Below are 4,980 nucleotides of genomic sequence, written 5' to 3'. Positions count from 1 at the left end.
TGTTTACTGAACAAACACAGTGCCAACCGACAGTATGGCACTGTATTCTGCATTACTCGCTATTCGCCGGGCGCTCCACCACCTTGCGTTTTCCGGCTGCACAATCCGCCAGTTCTTTGAGCCCTTCGCCATCAAAAGCATCCACGCGAATGACATCGTAAAGTGCCGTCAACGCTTCCAGAAGCGGCTCCCGCTCCTCTTCTTTGATGACACCTTCAGTAATGGCCCAATCCACCAGTTCCTTGCGCTGATGACCTAACAGTAGATCAATGCCACTTAACTCATTGGCGTCGCGCTTGCGAAGGGCGTCGTGCAACCTCTCACGCAGTTCGCGGGTGTCGTTGGCCAACCGGTACGCGTTGAGTACACGGCCCAGTGAATCTTCCGGATCGGAATTGACGTAACAACCACGAGCAATGCGATCTCGCAGTGGCGTATCCTTGACAATACTGGCGGCCACTTCTGTTCCCAGCCGATCATCAGGACCGTTAATCCCGGTAGCGCCCAGAGGGAAAACCAGCAACCGCAGAGGCCAACGCAGCGCTTTCACCGGAAAATTAATAATTAAGGTCTTCATCGAGACCTGGAAATCCCGCAGGCACGACTGCAAACACCACTCCACCAATGGCCGCTGATCTTCTGCATAACCTTCTTCGTGCCACTGCTTAATCACGGCCGTGGCGTAATAAAGATGCACGAGGCAATCCGCCATACGTCCGGAGAGTCTTTGACGAGCCTTAAGGCCACCCCCAATACTGAGCAGAGTCACATCCGTCATCAGTGAGAATGCCGAAGAAAAGCGAGCCAACTGGCGGTAGTATTTCTTAATATCGCCCTGTTCTGGGACAGGCTCCAGACACCCTCGGGTCAGGCCCAATACAAAGGCACGCAACCCATTGCGGGTGGTGTGCGCCAGATGACGATAAAAAACGCCATCGAATTTTGTCACTGCAGCCGATTCATCCTCCATACCCGCCGCTTCGATTTCCTCCACAATAAAGGGATGACAACGAATCGCCCCCTGGCCAAAAATCATCAAACTGCGGGTCAGAATATTCGCGCCTTCTACGGTGATGCCAATGGGCACCGCCTGATAACCCCGCGCCAGGAAGTTGCGTGGCCCGGTAATCACACCGCGTCCGGCCACCACATCCATTGCATGATTAATCACTTCGCGCATCAAATCGGTGTTGCGATATTTGAGTACCGCCGAGGGCACTGCAGGCCTGACGCCACGATCCAGCATGCCTGCCGTCAATAAGCGCGCAGCATCCATCATGTAGGTGTAACCGGCGACCGGCTCCAGTGCTTCCTGCACCCCTTCAAACTGACTGATGGTGCGGCCGAACTGTTCACGCACCAGAGCGTAAGAGCCGGTAGACAGACTAGCCACTTTGCCGGCCCCGGTTCCCAATGCGGGTAATGAAATCGAGCGTCCAATCGACAGACACTCCAACAGCATGGTCCAACCTTTGCCCAGCATTTCCTGCCCACCAATCACCTGACTCATCGGAATAAAGACATCCGTTCCCCAAGTCGGACCATTCATGAAGACCGTATTCATGGGCAAATGACGAGCACCGGCGTTAACTCCCTCCAAATCTCGCGGAAGCAACACGCAGGTGACACCAATATCCGGGTCATACTCTCCATTGTCAGCGTCACTGGCCAAAAAGCCGACCGGATCGTAGACCTTGATGGCCAGACCGATCAACGTCGCCACAGGAGCCAGGGTGATATAACGCTTATTCCAGGTGACCTTAAGCCCCAGCACCTCTTCCCCTTGCCACTGGCCTTTACAGACAATGCCTTTGTCCGGAATGGCCCCCGCATCAGATCCCGCCATCGGAGAGGTCAGAGCAAAACAGGGAATCTCTTCGCCATTGGCAAGGCGTGGCAGATAATGCTGTTTCTGTTCATCCGTGCCGTAATGCACCAACAGCTCACCTGGGCCTAAGGAGTTGGGCACCATCACGGTAACAGCACCGGAGACACTCCGCGTAGACAACTTCATTACGACTTCAGAGTGAGCGGTATTGGAAAACCCTTTGCCGCCATGTTCTGCCGGGATAACCAGGCCGAAGAAGCCATTGTCACGAATGAATTGCCACGCTTCTTCTGGCAAATCGTAATGCTCATGGGTGATCGCCCAGTCATCCAGCATTTCACACAGGGTTTCCACCGGACCATCAAGAAACGCCTGCTCTTCAGAACTGAGAGTCGCAGGCCGCGCTTGCAACAGCTTTTTCCACTCTGGCCGGCCCGAGAACAGTTCACCATCCCAGTCAACGGTACCGGACTTCAGGGCCTCAGCTTCGGTATCCGAGAGCGTAGGCAACATTCCCCGCACCCACCCCAGCAGCGGACGACTGAGCTTGTCTTTACGCAACTGCCCCGGCAGTACCAATATCAGGCTCAACGCGAGAAGAGCACCACCGAAAATAATACTCAGGAGATGAAACTCATCCAGAATCAGACCAATCACCGTAGCGATGACCAGAACCCCGGCAGCAACTGAGCCCCCCACTCCCAGATACAAAAGCACCAAAGCACTCACTAACAACAGCAGGACACTCATACACTACAACTCCGTAATGGCGTGGATTTATGAATAGACACACTAACCATCGACCACAGGTGGAATTGTTGCAAGTTTTGAGCAGGAAGGGATCTCTACATAAAAGAACGAATCAGGACATCTTGCGCGTATTGATTTCAGCCCTAATCCCTGTATTGTAATAGCAATTTAAGCGCCAGCACTCAGAAATTGACTGTTCGATATGGTAAAGGACAGTTCGGCAGAGTACGGAGTGCTGGAAAAGGTGTTTGATTACCCTATGTTTCGCTATTTTGGCTTTGGCTCAAATATGAACATGACGTCACTGCGAGCCAAGGGTGTAGAGCCCCTGAGCGCACGTCGTGCGGCCCTGCACGGATGGCGGTTACGTTTCAACGTACAACACTTTTTTCGTCACGAAGGCGGAGTCTGCAACATCGAACCCAGTGATAGCCGCGATGATCAGGTGCTCGGCATCCTCTATGAGTGCTCCGATGAAGCCCTCGCGCCGCTTGATGACGCAGAAGCTTACGGCCATGGCTACGATAGAATCACGGTGGAACTGGAGACAGAAGCAGGCCCGGCCAACGCGTTGACCTATATAGGAATGCCTGATTTTATCGACGATAGCTGCCTGCCGAGTCGCCGCTACCTCAATATCGTGGTCGAGGGCGCACGAAGTGCCAATCTCGACAGCAGCTACATACAGGATCTGCTCTCTCAACCGGTCCATCAGCCCGAAGAGTACCCAGTGTTCTCACCCCCAGCAGGACACTTCCCCACATTCGATGCAGCCTCTCTGGCGCAGCATCCCTTATACACCGCGCTGTGGGGCTCAGTTTTTGATATGTCGGCGGCACGCCCCCTGCATACGTTTTTGAAAGGTTTCTTTGGTGGGCAGGATATGACACTGTTTCACCTCAAGCGTTTGGACAGCAGCACCAGTAACGAATCATTGGAAGATCTCAGGCAGGGACGCCTCAATCAGGCCCAGCAACATTACCTCAATGTGTATCTCAACGAGTATGCACGCGAGTATCGTTATGTGGGTCAATTCATCTACAACGAAAATTAATGAGTGTAACGATGGAATCGCGTCCCTCCACCCTGCTCCCCCCAGCCCTGCCCCACGGTGCTATTGAAGAAGTTTTTACGGATGTCTTTATCGTCAGCGGCACCATGGAAACCGTGCTGATGGATACAGACTGGCAATTCAGCCGCAACATGACCGTGGTACGGGAGGGCGAACGCCTGATCCTGATCAACAGCGTGCGCCTGAACGACGAAGGCCTTGCGACACTGGATGAGCTGGGACGGGTCACTGATGTGATTCGCCTTGGGGCGCTGCACGGACGTGATGATGAATTTTATGTCGACCACTACGATGCTCAATATTGGGCACTGCCGGGCACTGGCTCAGAACAATGCCAGCACGGGACGGATCCAGAACATCAATCAGAACACCAATCAGAGCATCAACAGCCAGAACAACAGACTCACCAAATGGTCACACGGCCTCTGACTACGGACAATTTACCAATAGCAGACGCCTCTCTGTTTGAATTTCACACCACCCAGATTCCGGAAGGTATCCTGCGCCTTGAGCGCGCTGGCGGTATTGTCATTGCCTGTGATGCACTGCAGAACTGGCTCGCACCGGACGAATTTTTCTCTGACGCCTCAACCTCCCTGATGCAAGAGATGGGCTTTTTCACACCTGCCAACATCGGGCCAGTCTGGCTTCAGGCGGCCGAACCTGCCGCGGACGATTTCGCTCGCCTGAAATCCCTGAGCTTCAAACACGCTCTGTGCGGGCATGGTACTCCGCTGCGGGATACGGCGTACGAGGACTACTGCACCACCTTCCACCGACTCTTCGGCGTCTGATCCAGTTCAGCGGCACGGGAGACACAGAGTGACGGTGAATTTAGACATATCCGGTTATGAAATTGGCCCGGTCCTGCATCGGCACAACGGCCATGTGGTTTACCGTGCCCGCCGACTTGCCGATAACGCCGTTGTGGCGATAGAAACCATCGACTCTGAATACCCTGATCGCCAGCAAGTCGCCAGAATCCGCCGCGAAGGCACCATCACGCAACGCCTGGTGGACATTAACGGTGTGCGCAAAATTGACTGTATCGTGCCCCACGGCAGTGGCAACCTGGCATTAATCGGCGAGCCATTCGAAGGCACGCTGCGCGCCCACCTTAATCAAGCATACGATCTTCAAAACGATGGCAGCGGTCATCAAAGCAAAAACAGCTGCCTTCCCCTTACCCAAGGGCTCGACATTGCACTGCAGCTAGCCCGTATCCTGGGGCAGATTCACACCCGGGATCTGGTACATAAAGCACTGACCCCGGATCACATACTGTTCAATCCTGCCAGTGGCGCCATCACTGTCGCAGGCTTTGGCATTG

Annotated in this window: 4 protein-coding genes; 3 read left to right on the top strand and 1 reads right to left on the bottom strand. The window is 54.2% G+C overall.

Annotated elements, in window-relative coordinates; translation table 11 throughout:
- Positions 1 to 52: 52 nt before the first annotated feature.
- On the bottom strand, positions 53 to 2,578 hold the full coding sequence (locus tag ACTG33_RS16190) for an acyl-CoA dehydrogenase (RefSeq protein WP_439136260.1): 2,526 nt from the start codon (positions 2,576 to 2,578) through the stop codon (positions 53 to 55).
- A gap of 202 nt (positions 2,579 to 2,780) precedes the next feature.
- On the opposite strand from ACTG33_RS16190, the gene ACTG33_RS16185 reads away from it, so the two are divergent.
- The 3 genes from ACTG33_RS16185 to ACTG33_RS16175 form a co-directional block, all read left to right on the top strand.
- Positions 2,781 to 3,632, top strand: coding sequence for a gamma-glutamylcyclotransferase family protein (locus ACTG33_RS16185; protein WP_439136259.1), 852 nt, complete (start codon positions 2,781 to 2,783; stop codon positions 3,630 to 3,632).
- 11 nt (positions 3,633 to 3,643) lie between these two features.
- Positions 3,644 to 4,444 (top strand): hypothetical protein, encoded by an 801-nt coding sequence (locus tag ACTG33_RS16180; RefSeq protein ID WP_439136258.1) that lies wholly within the window; start codon positions 3,644 to 3,646, stop codon positions 4,442 to 4,444.
- A 28-nt stretch (positions 4,445 to 4,472) separates the two neighbouring features.
- Positions 4,473 to 4,980: hypothetical protein (locus tag ACTG33_RS16175; protein WP_439136257.1), on the top strand; the 508-nt coding region annotated here is incomplete at its 3' end.

This window comes from Pseudomaricurvus sp. (assembly GCF_965662505.1).
Lineage (GTDB): Bacteria > Pseudomonadota > Gammaproteobacteria > Pseudomonadales > Cellvibrionaceae > Pseudomaricurvus.
Note: the sequence above shows the minus strand (reverse complement) of the source record. Positions and strands in the feature narration are given on the sequence as shown.